General features: G+C 37.1%; 19 protein-coding genes. 10 read left to right on the forward strand and 9 right to left on the reverse strand.

Going from position 1 to position 17,937, the window contains the following annotated elements; genetic code table 11:
• Positions 1–119: 119 nt before the first annotated feature.
• Both J6L97_RS00955 and J6L97_RS00960 read right to left on the reverse strand, forming a co-directional pair.
• Positions 120–2,141: a KUP/HAK/KT family potassium transporter gene (locus J6L97_RS00955; protein WP_057726953.1), complete on the reverse strand. Its 2,022-nt coding sequence runs from the start codon at positions 2,139–2,141 to the stop codon at positions 120–122.
• A gap of 221 nt (positions 2,142–2,362) precedes the next feature.
• Positions 2,363–2,791, reverse strand: a complete 429-nt coding sequence (locus J6L97_RS00960; protein ID WP_054832987.1) for a hypothetical protein — start codon at positions 2,789–2,791, stop codon at positions 2,363–2,365.
• A gap of 511 nt (positions 2,792–3,302) precedes the next feature.
• Between J6L97_RS00960 and J6L97_RS00965 the strand changes: the two genes are divergently transcribed.
• Positions 3,303–4,184, forward strand: coding sequence for an Rpn family recombination-promoting nuclease/putative transposase (locus J6L97_RS00965; RefSeq protein ID WP_054832986.1), 882 nt, complete (start codon positions 3,303–3,305; stop codon positions 4,182–4,184).
• Between the two features lie 144 nt (positions 4,185–4,328).
• On the opposite strand, the gene J6L97_RS00970 is transcribed toward J6L97_RS00965, so the two are convergent.
• From J6L97_RS00970 to J6L97_RS00980, 3 genes are all read right to left on the reverse strand, one after another.
• The gene (locus tag J6L97_RS00970; RefSeq protein WP_005721690.1) at positions 4,329–4,667 is read right to left on the reverse strand and encodes a type II toxin-antitoxin system PemK/MazF family toxin; all 339 of its coding nucleotides are present in this window, start codon (positions 4,665–4,667) and stop codon (positions 4,329–4,331) included.
• Between the two features lie 22 nt (positions 4,668–4,689).
• Entirely contained in the window at positions 4,690–4,965 is a 276-nt protein-coding gene (locus tag J6L97_RS00975; RefSeq protein WP_054832985.1) for a hypothetical protein, read from the reverse strand.
• A gap of 104 nt (positions 4,966–5,069) precedes the next feature.
• Entirely contained in the window at positions 5,070–5,486 is a 417-nt protein-coding gene (locus J6L97_RS00980) for a hypothetical protein (protein ID WP_005718396.1), read from the reverse strand.
• Positions 5,487–5,639: 153 nt separating this feature from the next.
• Between J6L97_RS00980 and J6L97_RS00985 the strand changes: the two genes are divergently transcribed.
• From J6L97_RS00985 to J6L97_RS01015, 7 genes are all read left to right on the forward strand, one after another.
• Positions 5,640–5,855 (forward strand): DUF1659 domain-containing protein, encoded by a 216-nt coding sequence (locus tag J6L97_RS00985; protein ID WP_005718397.1) that lies wholly within the window; start codon positions 5,640–5,642, stop codon positions 5,853–5,855.
• 34 nt (positions 5,856–5,889) lie between these two features.
• The gene (locus J6L97_RS00990; RefSeq protein WP_054832984.1) at positions 5,890–6,162 is read left to right on the forward strand and encodes a DUF2922 domain-containing protein; all 273 of its coding nucleotides are present in this window, start codon (positions 5,890–5,892) and stop codon (positions 6,160–6,162) included.
• Between the two features lie 526 nt (positions 6,163–6,688).
• A complete protein-coding gene (locus tag J6L97_RS00995) occupies positions 6,689–8,086 on the forward strand; it encodes an SLAP domain-containing protein (protein WP_216786110.1) in 1,398 nt (465 codons plus the stop codon).
• 185 nt (positions 8,087–8,271) lie between these two features.
• Positions 8,272–8,538 carry an AlbA family DNA-binding domain-containing protein gene (locus tag J6L97_RS01000; RefSeq protein ID WP_057727071.1) on the forward strand — a complete coding sequence of 89 codons (267 nt, stop codon included), beginning with the start codon at positions 8,272–8,274 and terminating at the stop codon, positions 8,536–8,538.
• A gap of 90 nt (positions 8,539–8,628) precedes the next feature.
• Complete coding sequence (locus J6L97_RS01005) at positions 8,629–9,786, forward strand: ATP-binding protein (RefSeq protein WP_216786111.1); 1,158 nt, start codon at positions 8,629–8,631, stop codon at positions 9,784–9,786.
• Positions 9,787–9,980: 194 nt separating this feature from the next.
• A complete protein-coding gene (locus tag J6L97_RS01010; RefSeq protein ID WP_057727065.1) occupies positions 9,981–10,850 on the forward strand; it encodes a hypothetical protein in 870 nt (289 codons plus the stop codon).
• A gap of 186 nt (positions 10,851–11,036) precedes the next feature.
• Positions 11,037–11,555, forward strand: a complete 519-nt coding sequence (locus tag J6L97_RS01015; RefSeq protein ID WP_225907790.1) for a sigma-70 RNA polymerase sigma factor region 4 domain-containing protein — start codon at positions 11,037–11,039, stop codon at positions 11,553–11,555.
• Positions 11,556–12,117: 562 nt separating this feature from the next.
• Here the strand turns inward: J6L97_RS01015 and J6L97_RS01020 are convergent.
• The gene (locus tag J6L97_RS01020; protein ID WP_005728142.1) at positions 12,118–13,296 is read right to left on the reverse strand and encodes an IS256 family transposase; all 1,179 of its coding nucleotides are present in this window, start codon (positions 13,294–13,296) and stop codon (positions 12,118–12,120) included.
• 180 nt (positions 13,297–13,476) lie between these two features.
• Here J6L97_RS01020 and J6L97_RS01025 point away from each other — a divergent pair, with 180 nt between their 5' ends.
• Positions 13,477–13,896, forward strand: coding sequence for a hypothetical protein (locus J6L97_RS01025; protein ID WP_013085720.1), 420 nt, complete (start codon positions 13,477–13,479; stop codon positions 13,894–13,896).
• A 156-nt stretch (positions 13,897–14,052) separates the two neighbouring features.
• Here the strand turns inward: J6L97_RS01025 and J6L97_RS01030 are convergent, their stop codons facing one another.
• The 3 genes from J6L97_RS01030 to J6L97_RS01040 all read right to left on the reverse strand — a co-directional run bounded on the left by J6L97_RS01030 (position 14,053) and on the right by J6L97_RS01040 (position 17,096).
• Positions 14,053–15,210: an ATP-binding protein gene (locus J6L97_RS01030; RefSeq protein WP_216786112.1), complete on the reverse strand. Its 1,158-nt coding sequence runs from the start codon at positions 15,208–15,210 to the stop codon at positions 14,053–14,055.
• A 90-nt stretch (positions 15,211–15,300) separates the two neighbouring features.
• Complete coding sequence (locus J6L97_RS01035; protein ID WP_057727071.1) at positions 15,301–15,567, reverse strand: AlbA family DNA-binding domain-containing protein; 267 nt, start codon at positions 15,565–15,567, stop codon at positions 15,301–15,303.
• 185 nt (positions 15,568–15,752) lie between these two features.
• On the reverse strand, positions 15,753–17,096 hold the full coding sequence (locus J6L97_RS01040; protein ID WP_216786113.1) for an SLAP domain-containing protein: 1,344 nt from the start codon (positions 17,094–17,096) through the stop codon (positions 15,753–15,755).
• A 453-nt stretch (positions 17,097–17,549) separates the two neighbouring features.
• Here J6L97_RS01040 and J6L97_RS01045 point away from each other — a divergent pair, with 453 nt between their 5' ends.
• Positions 17,550–17,852 carry a hypothetical protein gene (locus tag J6L97_RS01045; RefSeq protein ID WP_054832668.1) on the forward strand — a complete coding sequence of 101 codons (303 nt, stop codon included), beginning with the start codon at positions 17,550–17,552 and terminating at the stop codon, positions 17,850–17,852.
• Positions 17,853–17,937 lie beyond the last annotated feature (85 nt).

Consider the following 17,937-nt stretch of genomic DNA (forward strand, 5'->3'; position numbering starts at 1 on the left):
GCTCCTATAATAAGAATGACTACAGTGCTGCTACTACACTGCAGCCCTTTATAACTTATTACCCATTAATAAATTTTTTGCACTAAAAAAGGCTCCTGTTCGGAGTCTTTTTTTGATGGTTATTTTGTTTTAGCGTTGGAATAATCTTTTGGTTTAATCCGTTTAATATAGGATGGATTTGGTCGACCAAGGATTAATGGAATCCGCTCGATGATTGTGTCAGCGTATTCCAATCCGAACCAGGAAGCAGGATTGGAAGAAAGGTTCTGCAAACGAACACGAGCTTCGACTAACCATTTTTCATATCCTACTAATTGCGTTTGCGGACTAATTACGTCTTGAACAATTACGAAGGCAAAGTCACCAACGTCCCGTCCTGGGGTAGTGGTGTATTCCTGTGGTTGTGCCTCGATCGTTCCGTCAGCAATCAAGTCGTGAACAATCTGACGAATGTAGACGTTCACACTGGTCTGCTTCTTGAATCCAAGATAAAGCTGAATGTTAATCACGTTCTTAGTACCGTAAGTGTTAACAGCATATTCAGCGGTAAATGGCTCGTTAGTAACATTGACAGTGACAAACCAGTAAGCCTTTGCTCGTTTAGGTCTTTTATCCAAAATTGAGTACAGGATTTCACGTTTGATGAACTTATTGTACTTAACGTTGGCCATGTAAACCAAGTTGGTAGCATAAGTTGGGTAATTTTCATCGTGACTTAAGTTCGTTAACATGTCGGTATATTCATCTAAGCGAACGTAAGCATTGCGAGCTTCACGCTTGTCACGAACCTTGTTGCCGTAATACCAAACATACATTACGAAGCCGATAGCACCAGCGATGAAGAGTGAAACGTAACCACCATGAGTAAATTTAGTCAAACTTGAAATCATAAACATGATGTCAAGGACACCGAAGAAGATCAAGAAGATCCAGTTCCAAACAGTGTTGACTTTCTTCATTACTAACCATTCATAAAGCAGGATGGTAGTCATTAACATTGAAATTGTAATGGACAGACCATAAGCTGCTTCCATGTGAGCTGAAGTTTGGAAGTATAAGACGATTGCGATAGTAGCAACACAGATACCCTTGTTAATGGAAGGAATATAAATTTGTCCTTTTTCGTTAGATGGGTAGTTGATGTTCATTCTTGGCAAGAACTTCAAGCCTGAAGCTTCTGCAACTAAAGTGAATGAACCGGTAATTAGGGCCTGAGAAGCAATAACAGCAGCAATAGTAGCCAAAATGATGGCAAACAATCTGATGTTAGCTGGGATCATTTCAAAGAATGGATTGAGCACACCGCCGTCTGCAGGACGGTAAGTTGGGTTGTTCAAAATCCAAACGCCTTGACCAAAGTAGTTGAGTGACAAGCAAACAAAAACAAATGGCCAAGAACCAATAATATTGCTTTTACCAACGTGACCCACATCTGAATATAGGGCCTCAGCACCAGTAGTAGCCAGGAAGATTGATCCTAAAATAAAGAGACCTGCCTTGTTATATGGACTAACTAATAACCTAATAGCGTAGATGGGATTGATTGCTTGCAAGATTGACCAGTCACCAGCCATGTTCATTACACCCATTACGCCCAAAAAAGTGAACCAAAGGAACATGATTGGGCCGAAGGCTTTACCAATGATACTAGTTCCCATTTTTTGGATAGAAAACAGAACTAGCAGAATGACTACAGTGATGGCAATAACCATGTTTTGAGTAGAAACGGGTACATTGCCGCCAAAGTTCAGTCCTTTCAGTCCTTCAATCGCAGTTGTAACTGTAACTGCTGGAGTTAAAGTACCATCGGCCAAAATAGCGGCTCCACCAATTAGCGCTGGTAGAACTAACCATTTAGCTCGTTTTCTAACCAATGTGTATAAGGCAAAAATCCCACCTTCTCCGTGGTTAGTTGCCTTGAGGGCAATAATTACGGTTTGTAAGGTAGTTAGTAGCGTTACAGTCCAAAGAACCAATGAAATTGATCCAATGATAAAGTCACGATTTACATTACCAATGCCGCCATTGCCTTCGACAATTGATTTCATAACATAAAGCGGACTAGTACCGATATCGCCATAAACAATACCGATGGCGATCAGTAAGCCAGCCGCGCTCATGCGTTTAGCTTTATTATTCATCATCTCGTTATCTCCCACAACAAAATTGTAGTTTTACTAAAAAAAGAAAATGCCACGATGACATTTTCCCTTGTTGTACCTATTTTCGTCTATTTCGCTGGACAATGCAAGTGAGATTTGTCAGAAATTGAATCTAGAATTTGGTGATGATAAAGTTAGTGCATTATAATAAAAAATATGCAGTAAAAAAGCCCCCATACAGGGAGCCTTTTTGATATAAATTATGAAAGTGATGAAGGAATCTTAGTACGTTGGTCTTCGTCCCATTTTTCCCATGCTTCATAAGTAAGCATTTCTTCTGGCTTAACACCAGTCTTTTCTTCCATGGTCTTAAGCAAGTCCTTAAAGTTGTAGTCGTGGTATTGTAACACATGATCAACCAACTTCTTGCGTGGGAAGTGGATGTTGTTTAAAACATAGCGATTGATATCAACCATGTTGTGATTTTCATCGTAAAGGTTGATAACTTCAAGATCGTCTTCATCGAATTCAGCGATGTAGAAGTTAGCGAAGACCTTTAAGTAATCAGGTTGTTCTTTGAATTCTTCCTGTGGCATAGTAGTCCTGTTAGCTTCTGGCATTACGACTTTAAAGTCGTCGTTTTCTTCATTTTCTTTATCAGCTTGAGCTTTCTTTTCTTCTTCAGTCAAAGTTGTTACCCCTTTATTTATAAATAAATAGATACAAAGTCAATAATAATTTTACAGACTTCTACAAATAAAAGCAAATAGAAGTGGTTGAGAGATGCAAGAGGAAAAAACACCGCAAACGTCACTAGCCTATAGCCAATGCATTTAGTTTTAGCGCTATAAAATTTGGTTGAATGAAAAAATCGTTACTCATTTGTGCATTTAGAGTAGCGATTTTTTGCGTCTTATTTTCCTTGCATATGCAAAGTTGCTTTTTTATCTGTAGTTGTATGGTATCACGTTTTTCTGATTTTAGCTAGTTTAGCAAAAAAATAGAAGTGGCTGAGAGAAGCAAAAGGATGGAGTCAGTTTTAATTAGTAAAATGAAGTAATTAGAGATTTCATTCAAACAAAGTATGACGAACTTAACTGGGGCTAGAATTATTGAAAAATAAAAAAGAAAAAATGTACTTTTTTGCGTAATAAATAGTGGAGGGCTTTTGTCCTACTATTTGCTAAAGCGAGGTGCGCTATGGAAGAAACGCACGGAAAAGGACGACAATGGTATGGGTTCACTGAAGATCAAGTCGTTGGTGAAGTTATGAGTGATAGGGAGATCTGTAAGTATATCTTGCAAATGCTTTTGCCAGATCGAGTGATTGATGAAATCTATTATCCTTTGAAACAAAAGGAAATTAAAGATCCAAGTCATCGGCATGAAAAAGACGTACGATTGGATATTTTAGTTGAAGACAATCATCATAATTTGTATGACTTGGAAATGCAGACAACTGATAAGAGAGATCTAGGTAAAAGGTTGCGCTACTATGGTTCGCAATTAGACCAAAGGTATACCTTGAAGAAAGGAGATACATACAAAAATTTACAAAATCTGACGTTGATCACATTTTGTACTTTTGATCTCAAAGAACAGGACTACGGTGTAGAACCAGTAAAACGATGGTATCGATCATATGGTGTGAAGGATCGAATGGATGAGTTGAACGATGGAAAGGAAGAAATTATAATTAATTCAAAGGGTAATATAGTCACTGCAGAAGAGGCATTGGTACCGCTAGTAAATCTAATGGAAGATAGATATTACCTGTTAAATAATCTTGCTGATGATACACAGCAGAGAATCTATAACAAAATTCGGCAGAAAATCACAGAAATGAACGCAGATCCAATTTGGAGGGATACTATTATGGACTATGAGACTAAGCTAGCTGAAGAGCGTGAATACGGTGAAGAAAAAGGAATTTTAAGTGCAACAGTGAATGCAATTAAGAAGATCATTCGTCGTAACCGAAGCTATGGTGTATCAGATTCCAAAACTTTGGAGGATCTGACAGAAGACTACCATGATTCTGTTTCCCGGGATCAAATTGAACAAATGATGAAAGAAGCCTAGGTCTAATGAAAATAGCCGCTACTCAATGTGAGTAACGGCTATTTTTTACTTCTCGTCATCAGCGGAGCTAGAACTTGCGGCAGATGATTGATCGTTGCTTGAGGAAGCCGCGCTGGATTGGTTGATGGATGATAATTTAAGTAATTATTCTTTTGAAAAAATATTTCTTACTTGTTGGAGTAAATTATCGAATTCTGTTGATTCTTTTATGTGGCCGATTATTTTTCCATGACGGGCAATGAAATCATACGATAGCATTTGAAATAATAATGCATCTCCATTTGTGTGACTAGCATAATCTAGCACATAGAATCTAAATGGATCATCTGTAATATGGTTATGAGTAATTGCTAGTCCTATTACTAATCCAGACTTTTTAGTGTAAGCATGTCTGCTCACTACTAAATAGCGTCTACGAATATTTCCTTTTTCAGAATCATGTCCACCCATTTCGTGACCAGCATGTGGTTCAGCATCGATCATTATTATGTCACCTTGATGGACATCAATCCTTCTCATTTGATAGTTCCTTTCCGACAGGTTTGACTTCTCTAGGATTGTATCCTAATTCTTGGTATTCTCGTTTTATTTCAGTATCATAATCATAATCGTCATAAGCGGGGTCTGACCATAAATCATAATTGTTTTTAGCAATTCTTTTGTATACAATATCACCGTTTTTATTTACATCAACAGAGAATTCTGTATTAAGTGGAACTTTGATAGTACTTGGAATGGTAAGCACTATTGAATTTCCTTGTTTTCTAGCCTTGACTACCATAATAAGCCCTCCTTATGCTAAAAATATTTTATTATTTAAGTATATACTGTGAATACAGTGAGCACAAACAAAAGGAGCAACAAATTGGCTCCTTTTTCGTTTGCTTACTTGTTATCATCAGCAGCAGAGCTGGAACTTACGGCAGATGATTGATCGTTGCTTGAGGAAGCCGCGCTGGATTGGCTGCTGGATGATTGTTCCTGCTGGTGATCGCTTGAAGAAGATGAAGAACTTGATTGATCATCTGACTTCTTGTTTGATGAGCTGGACTTCTTGGACTGCTCTTTATCCTTATCAGATGAGGATTTTGCAGAATCATCCTGACTAGAATTATCTTTGTTAGAATCTGCATCAGAATTATTAGATTTTTGCTGGTCAGGATCAGCGTTCTTTTTATTGGAATTATTATAGGAAGTATTATTGTGCGTTTGAGTGTTGGCATGGCTAATGTAAGCACCGGCGCCACCTCCACCTAAGATGAACATCGCAGCAATAACACCCCAAAAGACTAATTTCTTCATATTAAGACAACTCTCCCTTATCTTAGAAAAAATATTAACGAATTTGAGCCAATTGGTGACTTTGAATCGTTAGTTATAGTGTAAGACATCTGGCCGGCAGGTTGATTACAAAATACTCAATTTTAACTAATTATTAAGAGGTAGAAGAAAAATATGAATTACGAATTAACTGAACAATCAATCCAATATGTATTTGGCAACAAGAAGTATAAGAATGGGCAAAAGACCCGTAACTTGAAGAACGTAAAGACTGGCGCTAAGGCAGATGAGTTGCAAAAGGTGGGTCAAGCAATTGCTAGTTTGCAAGAAGACTCACTTGATGAAGCATACTTAGTGCAGAAGTCACGTCTTGTACCAGCAGCTGAATAAATTAACGAACATATTTAGGAAATAAGGAGAAAAAATGATGGCTAAAACTACTAAGACTATGAAGTTAACTTTCTTGAACGGAGAAAAGAAGAAAATTAGTATTACGTTGGGGGATGCAATCGAAAATCTTACTGCGGACCAAGTGCGTGGTGCGATGAATACGATTGTGGAAGCCAATGCATTTGAGAAAGACGGTGTTGCATATTACCACACTCCTCAATCTGCTGCATATATTGAACGTACTGTTACTGACATCTTTAATGATTCAGCAGAATCTGCGGCTGAACCTGCAGCTGAGCAAGACTAATCTTGACTTGCTTGATCAGCTAATCAGTTTGGTCAAAAGGCTCAGGAGAAAATATCGCAAGATGTAGAGTTCACACTTAGACCTTTAACAGAAATCGTATAGTAATATTACTTTTTCAATTGATTTTGTTACATCGTTGTAAAATTTAAGAAAAAGTAAAGAAACAGTAAAGCGGGCGTATGCTCGCTTTTTCTTGTTGTGTCTAGGATTACGGCATTTTGTTATTTTAGATTTGTGTGAATGGTATTGGGATAGGGAATAGGTGAATTATTACAAAAGCAAGATTGTAGTCAATTTAACTTGCTATTTTTTCAAGAGGTTAGTACAATATGAATCGTGGTAAGTAATAGGACGTGCTTCAGGCGTGTCGCCTGTACGCATGCTGATCCTTCAGCAATGACTACTACCTCATGAGAGTTATAAACTCATGGATCTTGCTTTGAAGAATTTTGTACATTATAGGCTCCCTACATGCTGAACCTATGGCCTATTACATTTTTTTATATTTCAAGGAGGAAAAGACCACATGAAGAAAAATTTAAGAATTGTTAGCGCTGCTGCTGCTTTATTAGCTGTTGCTCCTGTCGCTGCTTCTGCTGTATCTACTGTTTCAGCTGCTGCTGCTGCAACTACTACTGCAACTACTAACAGCAATGTTACTCTTAACTTAAACGGTGCAGGTAGTACTGCAACCGATGCTGCTAACACTGTTAATGTATCATCAAACTTTAGCTTAAACGCACCAGTTAAGGCTAATAACGCTGTAACTGCTGATGCTACTCTTGGTGGTGAATTAACTGCTACTCTTAACGGTACTAGTGTATCATCAAGCTTAGCTGACGCTGCTCAAGACGTGACTGTTTCTGATGGTAAGACTAACCTTTATAGCTACAACAAGGAAACTAAGAAAGTTGAAAATAACTTGAACAACGTTGTTGCTGGTCAATCATACACTCTTACTCTTACTAACGTTGGCTTCAGCTTTGGCTCAGCAATGAAGAACAAGACTGTTACTGTTAAGCTTGCTAATGGTGAACTTTCAGGTAAGAATGTAACTAAGAATACTGATGGTTCTTACAAGTTAACTTTGGACCAATATGGTAACGCTACTGAATTGACTTACACTCAATCACTTAAGGCTTACAACCAAGGTAACACTAATTCTGTATTCTTTATTAACCAAAACAGTGGTACTACTGAAACCAAAGGTTTATACCTTACCCTTGCTAATGGCAATGGTGAATTAAATGTTGCTGATGTTTTAGCTAATATTGAAAAGCAATACACTGCTGTTCAATACAATGATTCAAAATTCATGAGTAGTACTGAAAAGGATAGCCCAGTAACTATTACTACTAACAAGGATGCTGTAATTGCTGAACTTAAGAAGCAAAACATCCCTGTTAATGCTGCTGGTAACTTCACTGCTCCTGACACCTTCACTGTGACTTTGAACGCTAAGTCAAGCATCAACGGCAAGACTGGTCAATTAGTAGTAACTGTTTCAGTTCCAAACGGTAAGAAGACTACTGTTGCTAGCCAAGAAAAGACTATTATGCACAACGCATTCTTCTATGACAAGAACGGCAAGCGTGTTGGTTCTGACAAGGTAACTCGTTACAACAAGGTAACTGTTGCAACTTCAACTACTAAGATCGGTGACAAGACTTACTACGAAGTAATCGAAAACGGCAAGGCTACTGGCAAGTACATCAACGCCGACAACATCGACGGTACTAAGCGTACTTTGAAGCACAACGCATACGTTTACGCAACTTCAAAGAAGCGTGCTAACAAGGTTGTTCTTAAGAAGGGTGAAGAAGTAACTACTTACGGTGGTACTTACACATTCAAGAACGGCAAGCAATACTACAAGATCGGCAACGATACTAAGAAGACTTACGTAAAGGCTTCAAACTTTTAATTAAGTCTATGTAGTAGATAAAGATAAAACGAGGCATTCGCCTCGTTTTTCTTTTGCTCTAGTTTTCATTATTCTTACACTTCATTTGTAGTCACACATATTAGTTAAGGCGAACAGTAAGTAGCTAATCTACTGTATTTTCCATGATATAATTAAGCAAGTATATAATACGAGGAAGTGTATTAATGAAACTAGATGACATTAAAAATATGGAAGCTACTTATCTTGATTACAAGGAATCATTAGAAACTACTAAACCTGTAAGCTGGCTTAAATCTGTTGTAGCTTTTGCAAATACAAAAGGCGGACACATTATCTTTGGCGTGACTGATGAAGAGCATAAGTTTATCGGAATAGATAATTTACAACAAACTTCTTCTAAAATCTCTGAACTTATTTCTACCCGAGTTTCACCTTGGCCTAGATTTACATTAGCTCCTATTGATAGTTAATATTCAGATAAGAAATGCATTGATCTAGAAGTCGCTCCTGGTCCAGATTATCCATATTATTATATCAATACGCAAGAACATGCTATTTTTATGCGGCATGGAGATCGTTCAGAAAAAGCAACACCGATAGAGCAAAATAATTTACTGCTAAAAGGAATGAACAAAACATTTGATGCACTTCCGACTAGCTATAAATTACCAGATGTAAGTTTCACCTTATTAGCTGCTACCTTTAAGAAAGAAACTGGTGAAGACTTTGATATTTCACGCGATTTAATTTCGATGGGATTTGTAACACAAGATAATATCGTGACTAACGCAGGGCTATTACTGTGTGATCAAGGTTATTTACGCCAGTCTAAGATTGTCTGTACTCGGTGGAAAGGAATCGAAAAAGGCAGTGTTGATGGAGATGCCTTAGATGATGAAGAATTTACAGATGCAAGTTTGATTACTCTGCTATCTAATGCAGAAGCATTTATTAGAACCAATTCTAAGAATCCTTGGACAATTCGTGGAATGCGACGAGAAGAAAATAGCGACTATCCATTCAAGGCTGTTCGAGAAGTTTTAGTTAATGCATTAATTCACCGTGATTATCAGATTCAGGGTTCTGAAGTACATGTTGATATGTTTGATGATCGGATGGAAATTGTGTCGCCTGGTGGCATGATTAATGGGAGTAGAATTCAAGATCTTAATCTAAAGCATGTTCCTTCTATGAGAAGAAATGAAATTATCTCTGACATTTTTGGTAGATTACATTACATGGATCGCCGTGGTAGTGGTATCCAACGAATCTTAAGTGCGTATACTAATTTTGTAGAGCAACCATCATTCTATTCAGATGATACAGTATTCTTAGTAACCTTGCCTAACAGAGGAATTGCTACGCCAAAGAGTCCACTTCAAAGTGAGAAGAGTCCACTTCAAAGTGAAAAGAGTCCACTTCAAAGTGAAAAGAGTCCACTTCAAAGTGAAAAGAGTCCACTTCAGGGTGAAGAAAACAATATAATTAAAAAATGGAAAGAAAAAGGCATAGATAAAATTTTTAGAGAGCAAACTATTGAGAAATTACTAGAATTTTATATGAGATATAGCTCTGAATATTCGTTTAATCGAAATTTACTTGCTAATTTTTTAGAGATAGCACCAAATTCTGCGTCAAAAATCATTCAAAAATGCAGAGAGATTGGAATTATGCGAATGGAAAAACGCGGAGTCTATTTCTTTACTGATCTAAATTAATTAGATATGAAGCAATGCCAAATCTAATTAATTTTTCTGCCCCTTTGCTGGCAACTTCAAGCTTAAGCCGATGATCTAAGTGATCATCGGCTTTTTCAGCATAATAATTTCTAGCTATACAATCAATGCTTCATCCTGTATAATACTATTCAATATTCAAAACAATATAGATATATTCAAACATAGGGAGTGTGATGGATGTGTCAGCCTACAAGCAACGTAACTTGGGGATTATTAGCTTGCCCACTGACATAGAATATCGTAATTGGTCCAAGGACTTAACTAAGCGGAGAATTGAGAATGACTCGCAATTAGCGCAATACATCAAGTATGACAATAAATATCGACTCAATAAGAACACATTGGCAGTCTATGAGTTCAAGCAAAATCCTATCTTAGGCAAATATAAGGCAGTAGCCTTCGACCTGAATCGTGGAATTGTGCTTAGTCAGAAGTCAACACATGCCATGATGCAAGGATTGATGCGGCATGCCGTACATTGCGATATGATTTGGCAAAGAATGCTAGCTCGCGAAGCTGGAGTTGATACCTATCAAGGGATTGTCATGTACAATGTGCTTTATTTTTCAATGCATGCATTTAGTGGAAATTTCTTCACGGATTGGATTTGCTTGCACTGGGTTAAAGACTTCCACGTCAAACGCCATGATCAAGCTATTTTCAACAGTATTGCACTTAATGAAAATGGCTTGGTCTATAATTTTGCCTTTGATTCGCCTAAGCCTAATCTTACTAAGATAATTGGTCAGTATCTGTTTCATAATCATTATTATTCTGACTTGTATTATCAGCATATGTTACAAGAGAATAATCTCCGCGTAACAGTCATTAATTCTGACTCAATCCTGCATAATTCCAACTATTATGTGCAACTGGACTTGTATGCTGTTGATAGTTTCAAAAAGCTAGCTGACAAATTCTATAATCATGTTTTAAACTTGCATCTACTTACAATTGTGAAAGAATTTAAGCCATTAGATTATTTGCACCGTGAACACCACTTTTTTACTAAGCAGATTATTAAGATCAGATATAATCGTTAACAGCTCTCATGAGCTGTATTTTTTTGCACTTTTTTGACTATCATCTGTTCTTCGTCAGGTACTATCTGACTTGGCTTTGCTTATCGTAGAAATTAACAAACACATGCAACACTTGGGATTAAAGCATCTCACCACTAAGTTTTTCTGCGGATTCAATCTTGCTAATCTAATAGTGCACAAGCGCTTGTGACATCACTTAAGGAGAATGTCACAATGACAAGTCAAAAATATTTCGAAGAAGCATGGAACAATCGTAAGTTAGTTGGTGGTGCCCTCAAGGCGGCGCACGTTCGACCTGACTATCACCTCTATGAGGACTTATTGCAAGATGGAGTGATTCTGTACGCCGATATGTTGCATAAGCTAGATGGACAAAAGCCGCGCACCGAGATTGATAAATTAAGTTTCAAGAAAGTACTCTGGCAAACAGTCGATGCCTTACGCCGCGAGCAACGAGTGTGCGAGCACAATACGACCATCGACGAAGTCTATAACCTTGGTGAAGCTGCAGCTTGGAACAACCTTGTTGCATTAAAGAATGAAGCTAAGAAGCTTAGTCAGCTTGAACAAGTAATTCTGTTTGAACATTTGCTTGAGAAGAAGACGATCACGCAATTAGTCGAAGAATGTGGCGTGCCACGCATTACATTGAAACGATTAAAAAAGCAGTTATTAGGTAAATTACGTGCTGTAATGGAACAATAGTAAACAATGAACCAGGTGCTAGACTATACAGAGAAAAAAATTATGTTATACTAGGTGTAGGTTATATTAAGAAAACTGCATTATATTCAAAAAAGTGCAAACAAAAACCATTACTCGAATTCCGGTTGAGCAATGGTTTTTATTTTCGCTAAATTATTGAAAGCACTACAAAAGCCTTCTCATAGCTAACTATCGGTGCCTGTGCTGTCTTCTTTTATTGCGCTTATGCTTTCGCTTCTTGCAGCGATGACTCTCTAGCCAATCGTCATAGGCTTCGTTAAGTGCATGAACGGAAACGCTCACCACAATCGGCGCAATTACAGCCGTAATAGTTATATTAAGAATGTCCCGCATTATACTCACCTCCTTTAATGGACTGGACATTAGGAGGTACAAGCACCGAATAAAATTATAACAAAATCAAAATAAAAGTAATATGCAACTTTATATAACAATTAAGAAAGAAAAGTTACTATTTTTCACGATATCACGGAACTTTTGAAACTGTCAAATCTTTTGTGTAAATAGATCTTTCTCGTAAATTGATTTTTTAATTATTTATTTAATCAAAGTAGGATTCTAAGGTGTCCTGAACCTGACCAAAGCCTTTATGAATTCGATTGAAATAACGGTCATTGTAGCTCATTGCCTGGATGCCAATAAATGCATCAAGCGACTGTTCAGTTGGAAATTCTGCCTTAGGCTTAGCTTTACGCTTGATGACGTTGTTAAAGGATTCAATCATATTGGTTGAATAAATTGAAGCTCTGATTTGTTTGGGATAATTGTAGAAGACTAGCAGATCGGGCTCAATTTCCTTCAAACCTTTGATGACATGGCTATAAGCTTTATTCCATTTGGCATAGAATTTGTGCAAGACAGCTGCAGCTTCTTTTTTGCTTGTCTGTTGATGTATCTGCTTGAATTCGTTCATGATCTTTTCACGATCGTCGACGCGTACTTTAGCGCAGATATTGCGCATGACATGAACCAGGCAGCGTTGAAAATGAGCTTTAGGATAAGTCCTGGCCAAGGCTGTTTTCATGCCAACAACACCATCAGAAAGAAAAAGCTCAACTTGCTTCAAGCCTCTGGACTTCATGTTTTGAAGCATCTCTGTCCAAACTTCAATGTTCTCACTAGGAGCAATGCAGTAGTCAATGACTTCCTTATGTCCATTAGGTTTAATGCCAATGGCAATATATACTGCTTCACGCTCAAACGTTTCTCGGCGCAAAGGAAGGTATGTCGCATCCAAATAGACACAGAAAAACTTGTCGCTTAGCTTGCGCTTGTGATAAGCCTCAATCTTGGGGAGCATCTGCTTGGAAATATTTGATACTTGAGCTGGACTATAATGACTGCCATACATTTTCTCAATCAAGTCAGCGATTTCTCTGGTAGTTACGCCTTTGGAGTATAGCTTGATAATCGTGCTTTCCAAAACATCAGAGTGCTGCTTGTAGTCAGGCAGCGTGTGCTGATGAAACTGACCGTTGCGGTCTCGAGGCACTTGCACTTCAATTGGTCCAAACTGGGTATCAACCTTGCGGAAATAAGCACCATTTCTAGAATTGCCAGTATTCCAGCCATTTCTGGCATAGGGATCATAGCCTAGAAAGGCAGTCAACTCAGCTTCTAGCAAGTTATTAACAGCCTGTTGTAGCTCTTTGCGCAATAAATCATTTATTTTGTCTGGATTGAATAGAGCTTGAGCAAAATCTTTGGTAAAATCATTCATGAAGGAGTTCTTCTTTCTGTATGTGTTTTTTTGTTCAAACCAATCATACGAGAAAGGAACTCCTTTTTCTAATGTTTAAAGAAATAAATTTAAGGAATCATTCATCCTTACACAAACTATTTTACAGTCTCGAACTTTTAGATAAATTACGTGCTGTAATGGAATCAAATGAAGTAAAATATGTTTAAACTAAAAGTCGATATCCGAGAATTCAAGACTGGTACGCACGTTAAGGTTTTCAATTCCAAGGGCAATAATCATGATCTAAACCAAAAGATGGTTGATTTCCTAGATTACATGAACGGAATCATCAACCATCCGGAAGGCTATATCGCCAGCTTGCAAAAGGATGTCGACCATTACGTGAACAGCGGAAAGTGGGTCGAAGACATGGACAAGCTAGAATACGAAATGAATGAGGTTGCTAAAAAAGCAACTAAAAAAGCAAAAGTAGAAGATGCTAAAAAGCTAGTCCTAACTATTAAGCGAATGGATGGAACTAAAGATACAGTCCTACAAGAACTCACAAATAATTATGGCGATATGCTTAGCCACGATAAAATTATCAAACTAGTACATGAAGTTTATAGTAAACAATAATCAATAGTTCACAGCAGAATTATCTTCCAAGGTGTCGCAACAGCGACGCCTTTTTTAGAGCAAAAGAAAAAACGATACTCTATTTGTTTTGATGTATCGTTTTGAAAATATAATTATAGTGATTTATTTGATATCTTTAACATTATTTTGCATTTATCAACCTAAATCAGTAAAGAAGTAAACTCCGCGTTTTTCCATTCGCATAATTCCAATCTCTCTACATTTTTGAATAATTTTCGATGCAGAATTTGGTGCTATCTCTAAAAAATTAGCAAGTAAATTTCGATTAAACGAATATTCAGAGCTATATCTCATATAAAATTCTAGTAATTTCTCAATAGTTTGCTCTCTAAAAATTTTATCTATGCCTTTTTCTTTCCATTTTTTAATTATATTGTTTTCTTCACCCTGAAGTGGACTCTTTTCACTTTGAAGTGGACTCTTTTCACTTTGAAGTGGACTCTTTTCACTTTGAAGTGGACTCTTCTCACTTTGAAGTGGACTCTTTGGCGTAGCAATTCCTCTGTTAGGCAAGGTTACTAAGAATACTGTATCATCTGAATAGAATGATGGTTGCTCTACAAAATTAGTATACGCACTTAAGATTCGTTGGATACCACTACCACGGCGATCCATGTAATGTAATCTACCAAAAATGTCAGAGATAATTTCATTTCTTCTCATAGAAGGAACATGCTTTAGATTAAGATCTTGAATTCTACTCCCATTAATCATGCCACCAGGCGACACAATTTCCATCCGATCATCAAACATATCAACATGTACTTCAGAACCCTGAATCTGATAATCACGGTGAATTAATGCATTAACTAAAACTTCTCGAACAGCCTTGAATGGATAGTCGCTATTTTCTTCTCGTCGCATTCCACGAATTGTCCAAGGATTCTTAGAATTGGTTCTAATAAATGCTTCTGCATTAGATAGCAGAGTAATCAAACTTGCATCTGTAAATTCTTCATCATCTAAGGCATCTCCATCAACACTGCCTTTTTCGATTCCTTTCCACCGAGTACAGACAATCTTAGACTGGCGTAAATAACCTTGATCACACAGTAATAGCCCTGCGTTAGTCACGATATTATCTTGTGTTACAAATCCCATCGAAATTAAATCGCGTGAAATATCAAAGTCTTCACCAGTTTCTTTCTTAAAGGTAGCAGCTAATAAGGTGAAACTTACATCTGGTAATTTATAGCTAGTCGGAAGTGCATCAAATGTTTTGTTCATTCCTTTTAGCAGTAAATTATTTTGCTCTATCGGTGTTGCTTTTTCTGAACGATCTCCATGCCGCATAAAAATAGCATGTTCTTGCGTATTGATATAATAATATGGATAATCTGGACCAGGAGCGACTTCTAGATCAATGCATTTCTTATCTGAATATTAACTATCAATAGGAGCTAATGTAAATCTAGGCCAAGGTGAAACTCGGGTAGAAATAAGTTCAGAGATTTTAGAAGAAGTTTGTTGTAAATTATCTATTCCGATAAACTTATGCTCTTCATCAGTCACGCCAAAGATAATGTGTCCGCCTTTTGTATTTGCAAAAGCTACAACAGATTTAAGCCAGCTTACAGGTTTAGTAGTTTCTAATGATTCCTTGTAATCAAGATAAGTAGCTTCCATATTTTTAATGTCATCTAGTTTCATTAATACACTTCCTCGTATTATATACTTGCTTAATTATATCATGGAAAATACAGTAGATTAGCTACTTACTGTTCGCCTTAACTAATATGTGTGACTACAAATGAAGTGTAAGAATAATGAAAACTAGAGCAAAAGAAAAACGAGGCGAATGCCTCGTTTTATCTTTATCTACTACATAGACTTAATTAAAAGTTTGAAGCCTTTACGTAAGTCTTCTTAGTATCGTTGCCGATCTTGTAGTATTGCTTGCCGTTCTTGAATGTGTAAGTACCACCGTAAGTAGTTACTTCTTCACCCTTCTTAAGAACAACCTTGTTAGCACGCTTCTTTGAAGTTGCGTAAACGTATGCGTTGTGCTTCAAAGTACGCTTAGTACCGTCGATGTTGTCGGCGTTGATGTACTTGCCAGTAGCCTTGCCGTTTTCGATTACTTCGTAGTAAGTCTTGTCACCGATCTTAGTAGTTGAAGTTGCAACAGTTACCTTGTTGTAACGAGTTACCTTGTCAGAACCAACACGCTTGCCGTTCTTGTCATAGAAGAATGCGTTGTGCATAACAGTCTTGCTTTGGCTTGGTACAGTAGTTACCTTGCCACCCTTAACGTTTACAGTTACAGTCATAGTTGTAGTAGCACCGTTAGCTGCTGAACGAGCACCAAAGCTTAAACTAAAGTTATCGTTAGGAGTGAAGTCACCATTTGCATCAACACTCATACCTTCTTTAGTCAATTGATCCTTAATGTCATTTGCAGTAGTAGTTAATGAAGCGCCACTGTTAGTGTTACCTTCAAGTTGGTGTGCTTCATACTTAGCTTTGAATGCACCAAGAATTTGGTTTACATTAAGGGTTTGGTTAGGACCAACAGTAAAGTCAAGTGAGCCTGAATTTACAACATTACCAGTTGACTTTTCAAAGAATGATACGCTTCTTGAGTTAGTCATATCAGTTGGTACAACCTTAACCATCATATCAAATGTATTGCCTAAGTTAGCATTACCTGATGCATCAGTGCGGTATACACCACCATTAATGTTAGTTGCGACATCAAGAGTATCAACTGAATCATTACCCTTAAAGAAAGTTACATCGCCATTGCTACCTAATACTTCCTTAGTAAGGTTAGCATTAGCAGTAGTCATGTTGATTGAAGCACCTACAACGTAAACGTAGTAAGGCTTGCCAGGTTCTAAGCGATAAATAGTCTTACCGTTTTCAACATCAGTTGGAGCTAACTTGTAACTGTTAGTTGCCTTATCGATGTAGTAAATACCCTTTACAGAGTCGCTACCCAAGTTAACAGTAAATGATTGGCCTTTGTAAGAAGCAGTAACATTACCACTTAAGCTACCATCCCATAAATGATTTTCAACTTGACCAGTTACATTATTAGTAGTGGTCTTTCTTGGAAAAGTAACAGCCTTAACGTTTGAGTTAAGAGTAATAGTACCCTTAGTATCCTTATTGCTGTTAGCTGGTAAAGTAATTTGGGTATTAGCAGCAGCGCTAACAATTCTTAAATTTTTCTTCATGTGGTCTTTTCCTCCTTGAAATATAAAAAAATGTAATAGGCCATAGGTTCAGCATGTAGGGAGCCTATAATGTACAAAATTCTTCAAAGCAAGATCCATGAGTTTATAACTCTCATGAGGTAGTAGTCATTGCTGAAGGATCAGCATGCGTACAGGCGACACGCCTGAAGCACGTATATTGTGTACTCGATTTTTGCCAAGCAATGAAAGGGTGGTTTTTGTCCTCTTATTTGCTTGGGGTCGGTTGGGTGGGTTTTGTCCGCTGCGCAGATACTTTTGTGAAAAAAGAGTACGATGCGATTTGATGATTTAGAGTGTCGTTTTTGGTTTTGTTAAGGGATGCTTGTAAAATAATACGGTAAAGAAAATCTAAAGAAGTAATTTTGTGAAAAAGAAATCGACATTTTTTGCGTACTTATATATTGTCAAAATTAAGATATGTAGGTGATAATTATGTTAAATAAAAAGGATAAAACTAAAATTCAAGAATTAACTGATAAAACAGTGGACTTGATCGTAGAAAATATGGGGAAATCGCGTAAAGAAGCGGAACAAGATTTTCAAAAGTCAGATACATATGCGTTCTTATTGCTAGCGAAGCGTAATATTGAAAATGAGCACCCTATTATTTTGTACAGAATGTTTAATTCTGAGTTAAAAGCTAAACCAATAGATGAAGAACAACAAAGTTTTATTGACTTTATGACTGATAACACAATCGAGTTAATTACACAGAATACTAATTGGGGAAGATAAAAGGCAACTAAAGTTTTCAAATCTACAAAGGTATATTGGATACTAGTTCACTCAGGACATAATTTAGATGAATCTTCTCCCGAAG

It is taken from the genome of Lactobacillus crispatus, assembly GCF_018987235.1.
Lineage (GTDB): Bacteria > Bacillota > Bacilli > Lactobacillales > Lactobacillaceae > Lactobacillus > Lactobacillus crispatus.

Bases quoted from the DNA above. Each gene is read 5' to 3' on its own strand.
- J6L97_RS00970 (WP_005721690.1), bottom strand. From the start codon at position 4,667: ATGATCGATGCTGAACCACATGCTGGTCACGAAATGGGTGGACATGAT.
- J6L97_RS01045 (WP_054832668.1), top strand. From the start codon at position 17,550: ATGTTAAATAAAAAGGATAAAACTAAAATTCAAGAATTAACTGATAAA.
- J6L97_RS01000 (WP_057727071.1), top strand. From the start codon at position 8,272: ATGAAACTAGATGACATTAAAAATATGGAAGCTACTTATCTTGATTAC.
- J6L97_RS01010 (WP_057727065.1), top strand. From the start codon at position 9,981: ATGGATGTGTCAGCCTACAAGCAACGTAACTTGGGGATTATTAGCTTG.
- J6L97_RS00985 (WP_005718397.1), top strand. From the start codon at position 5,640: ATGAATTACGAATTAACTGAACAATCAATCCAATATGTATTTGGCAAC.
- J6L97_RS01030 (WP_216786112.1), bottom strand. From the start codon at position 15,210: ATGCGGCATGGAGATCGTTCAGAAAAAGCAACACCGATAGAGCAAAAT.
- J6L97_RS01035 (WP_057727071.1), bottom strand. From the start codon at position 15,567: ATGAAACTAGATGACATTAAAAATATGGAAGCTACTTATCTTGATTAC.
- J6L97_RS00995 (WP_216786110.1), top strand. From the start codon at position 6,689: ATGAAGAAAAATTTAAGAATTGTTAGCGCTGCTGCTGCTTTATTAGCT.
- J6L97_RS00975 (WP_054832985.1), bottom strand. From the start codon at position 4,965: ATGGTAGTCAAGGCTAGAAAACAAGGAAATTCAATAGTGCTTACCATT.
- J6L97_RS00955 (WP_057726953.1), bottom strand. From the start codon at position 2,141: ATGAATAATAAAGCTAAACGCATGAGCGCGGCTGGCTTACTGATCGCC.
- J6L97_RS01040 (WP_216786113.1), bottom strand. From the start codon at position 17,096: ATGAAGAAAAATTTAAGAATTGTTAGCGCTGCTGCTAATACCCAAATT.
- J6L97_RS00980 (WP_005718396.1), bottom strand. From the start codon at position 5,486: ATGAAGAAATTAGTCTTTTGGGGTGTTATTGCTGCGATGTTCATCTTA.
- J6L97_RS01020 (WP_005728142.1), bottom strand. From the start codon at position 13,296: ATGAATGATTTTACCAAAGATTTTGCTCAAGCTCTATTCAATCCAGAC.
- J6L97_RS01005 (WP_216786111.1), top strand. From the start codon at position 8,629: ATGCGGCATGGAGATCGTTCAGAAAAAGCAACACCGATAGAGCAAAAT.
- J6L97_RS00990 (WP_054832984.1), top strand. From the start codon at position 5,890: ATGATGGCTAAAACTACTAAGACTATGAAGTTAACTTTCTTGAACGGA.
- J6L97_RS01025 (WP_013085720.1), top strand. From the start codon at position 13,477: ATGTTTAAACTAAAAGTCGATATCCGAGAATTCAAGACTGGTACGCAC.
- J6L97_RS00965 (WP_054832986.1), top strand. From the start codon at position 3,303: ATGGAAGAAACGCACGGAAAAGGACGACAATGGTATGGGTTCACTGAA.